At 42.5% G+C, this 3,375-nt stretch carries 4 protein-coding genes; 3 read left to right on the plus strand and 1 reads right to left on the minus strand.

Features of this window, described 5'->3' with window-relative positions:
* Window positions 1-219, plus strand: a 219-nt coding sequence (locus F7D47_RS14915; protein ID WP_228113321.1) for a hypothetical protein, incomplete at its 5' end; no start/stop codon positions are given.
* A 38-nt stretch (window positions 220-257) separates the two neighbouring features.
* Here F7D47_RS14915 and nspC read toward each other — a convergent pair.
* The gene (gene nspC / locus F7D47_RS07350; protein WP_153085175.1) at window positions 258-1,433 is read right to left on the minus strand and encodes a carboxynorspermidine decarboxylase; all 1,176 of its coding nucleotides are present in this window, start codon (window positions 1,431-1,433) and stop codon (window positions 258-260) included.
* A gap of 108 nt (window positions 1,434-1,541) precedes the next feature.
* Between nspC and F7D47_RS07355 the strand changes: the two genes are divergently transcribed.
* Window positions 1,542-2,150 carry a thiamine phosphate synthase gene (locus F7D47_RS07355; RefSeq protein WP_022120692.1) on the plus strand — a complete coding sequence of 203 codons (609 nt, stop codon included), beginning with the start codon at window positions 1,542-1,544 and terminating at the stop codon, window positions 2,148-2,150.
* A gap of 83 nt (window positions 2,151-2,233) precedes the next feature.
* Window positions 2,234-3,172 carry a ribose-phosphate pyrophosphokinase gene (locus F7D47_RS07360; protein ID WP_006849494.1) on the plus strand — a complete coding sequence of 313 codons (939 nt, stop codon included), beginning with the start codon at window positions 2,234-2,236 and terminating at the stop codon, window positions 3,170-3,172.
* Window positions 3,173-3,375 lie beyond the last annotated feature (203 nt).

The raw sequence follows: 3,375 nt of genomic DNA on the forward strand, positions 1-3,375 counted from the left end.
GACCCGCGACCCCAACCTTGGCAAGGTTGTGCTCTACCAACTGAGCTATTTCCGCAGTTTTTCCTATTACTTAGGAGCGTTCCTCTGAATGCGAGTGCAAAGGTACTACTTTTTTCTGAATTACCAAACTTTTCTTCGATTTTTTTGAAAAAAAATGTGCATTTTGCCCTTTTTAGTGAGCAAAACACACATTTTAAGCCTTATTTTGCCGATTTTTAAACTCATCCGGCAGAAAAATCGGAAAAATGGAAATTATACTAATCCATCCTACTGCGATAATCTTCGTAGCTGAAATCTCTTAGAATTTCCAATTTTCCATCTAAATGTACGATTCCTATTGATGGATGAGTGATTCCATTAAAGGTATTTGTCTTTACCGTAGTGTAATGCAGCATATCTTCGAAAATAACATTCTCGCCTATTTGCAATTCATGGTCAAATTTCCAAAAGCCCATAAAATCTCCACTCAGACAACTGTTGCCACCTATTCTATATATATGTGCGCCCTCAGGAGCCTTCGTCGGATCATCAACCTCCAGGGTTTCTGCATTTCTGACAGCTGGCATATACGGCATCTCCAGACTGTCGGGCATATGACAGGTAAAACTGGCATTTATGATAGCTGTCCTGATACCTTTATCTTCAACCACATCTACTACTTGAGTTACAAGCGGCCCGGTCTGCCACCCAAAGGCACTACCAGGTTCCATGATAATTTTAAGATGAGGATAACGCTGATGAAATCCCTTTATTATATTAATAAGGTGTTCCACATCATAATCCTTCCTGGTCATCAGATGACCTCCACCGAAATTGATCCATTTCAGCTGCGGAAACCAAGGAGAGAATTTCTCTTCGATATGAGCTAACGTACGTTCAAAGACATCCGCCCCACTCTCGCAGTGACAATGACAATGGAATCCTTCTATATCTGAAGGCAACGTCTGAGGCAATTTATCTGCCGATACACCGAATCGGGTTCCAGGTGCACACGGATTATACAGCAATGTTCCGACTTCAGAATATTCCGGATTTACTCTCAATCCCAGTCTGATGTCAGAATTTGCCCTACGAGCCCGTTCATGATATCGCTCATATTGCGTAAGCGAGTTGAAAGTAAGATGACTTGAGCATTGAGCTATCTCATCAATCTCATAATCGGTATAAGCCGGCGAAAAAGTATGCGCCTTACTGCCAAATTCATGATACGCCAGTTTTGCCTCGCTAAGAGAGCTGGCCGTGGTCGAAGAAATATACTCTCTGAAAATCGGAAATGTCTTCCAAAGAGCATAAGCCTTAAAAGCTAGAATAATTTCCATATCGGCACGCTCAGCCACACTCTTGATGAGCGACAGATTGTGTCGCAAACGTTCTTCCTCTAAAACGTAAATTGGTCGATGAATCTCATTAAAATTCGCTAAATTTACTTGCATAACTTGATAAATATTAATTTTATGGTGCAAAGATAGCTTTTTATCCCGAATATAATTGCTAGTTTGCGTTTTTTTTAATACTTTTGCATCATAAAAATCATTTTGACGATGAAATTAGCGATAATGACCAAGTCCACATTCTTTGTGGAAGAAGATAAAATACTATCCTCGCTGTTCGACGAGGGCATGGACAACCTGCATCTTTTCAAGCCAGGTTCGTCACCAATGTATGCTGAGCGACTGCTCACGTTACTGCCTGAAGACTATCTTCGCAAGATTACTGTTCATGATCATTATTACCTCAAACAGGAGTATGATTTAGCAGGAATCCATATAGACGATCCGCTAGCACCGGTACCGGATGGATACAAAGGCAAGTTCAGTCGCACCTGCACAGATCTCTCGATGCTGAAAGAGATGAAGAAGAAATCAAACTATGTGTTTCTGAAAAACATCTTCGACTGTATTGAGTTTAAAGACGAAAAATCTTCCTTCAATCTGCAGCAGCTTGAGAATGCAGCCAAGGCAGGACTCATAGACAAGAAGGTATACGCCTTGGGAGGCATGAGTCTGGAAAATCTCAAGATTGCCAAGGAACTCGGATTTGGAGGAGTAGTAATCTGTGGAGATCTCTGGAACCGTTTCGACATTCACAACGAGCGCGATTTCAAAGAGCTGATTCTTCACTTCGAGAAATTGAGAAAGGCTATCAGCTAATACTGAGGTTCCCGAAAAAAGATTCATCCCCCTACATGAAAACAGATAAAAATAACTATTAATACACATAAACACTAATAGAAATGAGTGACAAAAACTCTTTTTTGGTATTCTCTGGTACTAACTCGAGATACCTTGCAGAAAAAATCTGCGCTAGTTTAGGTTGCCCACTGGGTAATTTGGTTGTAACCAAGTTCTCTGATGGTGAATTTGGCGTATCTTTCGAGGAGTCTATCCGCGGACGCGATGTTTTCCTCGTACAGAGCACATTCCCTAATTCAGACAACTTGATGGAGTTGCTCCTGATGATTGACGCAGCAAAGCGTGCTTCTGCCCGCAATATTATTGCTGTTGTTCCTTACTTCGGATGGGCCCGTCAGGATCGCAAGGACAAGCCACGTGTCAGCATCGGCGCTAAACTGGTAGCCGACTTGCTCAGCGTTGCCGGTATCGACCGTCTCATCACCATGGACCTCCATGCCGACCAGATTCAGGGCTTCTTTGATGTTCCTGTAGATCACCTCTATGCATCTGGCGTTATTTTGCCATACCTGCAGAGCTTACGCCTCAAGGATATGGTCATTGCTTCTCCAGACGTTGGTGGTTCTAAGCGTGCCAACACTTATGCTAAGTACTTCGGCTGCCCTCTCGTGCTCTGCAACAAGACCCGTGCTCGCGCCAATGTAGTAGCAAGCATGCAGATTATCGGTGATGTAAAAGACAAGAATGTTGTCATCATTGATGATATGGTCGATACAGCCGGTACTATCACGAAGGCTGCCGACATCATGAAGCAGGCTGGTGCAAAGACTGTTCGTGCATGTGCATCTCACTGCGTGATGAGTGGTCCTGCATCTGAGCGTGTCCAGGATTCAGCTCTTGAGGAGATAGTATTCACTGATTCCATCCCTTACACCAAGCGTTGCGCAAAGGTTAAGCAGATTTCTATTGCAGATATGTTTGCAGAAACCATTCGCCGTGTTGAGGATAACGAGAGTATCTCTTCCCAGTATCTGGTATAAGGAAATATCATTATACAAGTTTACAAGGAGTCTTTCTTTTAAAAAGGAAGACTCCTTTTTTATGATTCCATTCTTCCCCTATTTCTAATCTACATTCACTTTTCACAATTCACTTTCCACAACCACAATGTTCATTGTTCGATTTCAAAATCGAGTAGGAGGAAAACGAAGTAGTTTTCCTCCTACTTTCGTTTTCCGACCTC

The sequence above is a fragment of the Segatella copri genome (genome assembly GCF_009494835.1).
In the GTDB taxonomy this organism is placed as follows: domain Bacteria; phylum Bacteroidota; class Bacteroidia; order Bacteroidales; family Bacteroidaceae; genus Prevotella; species Prevotella copri_F.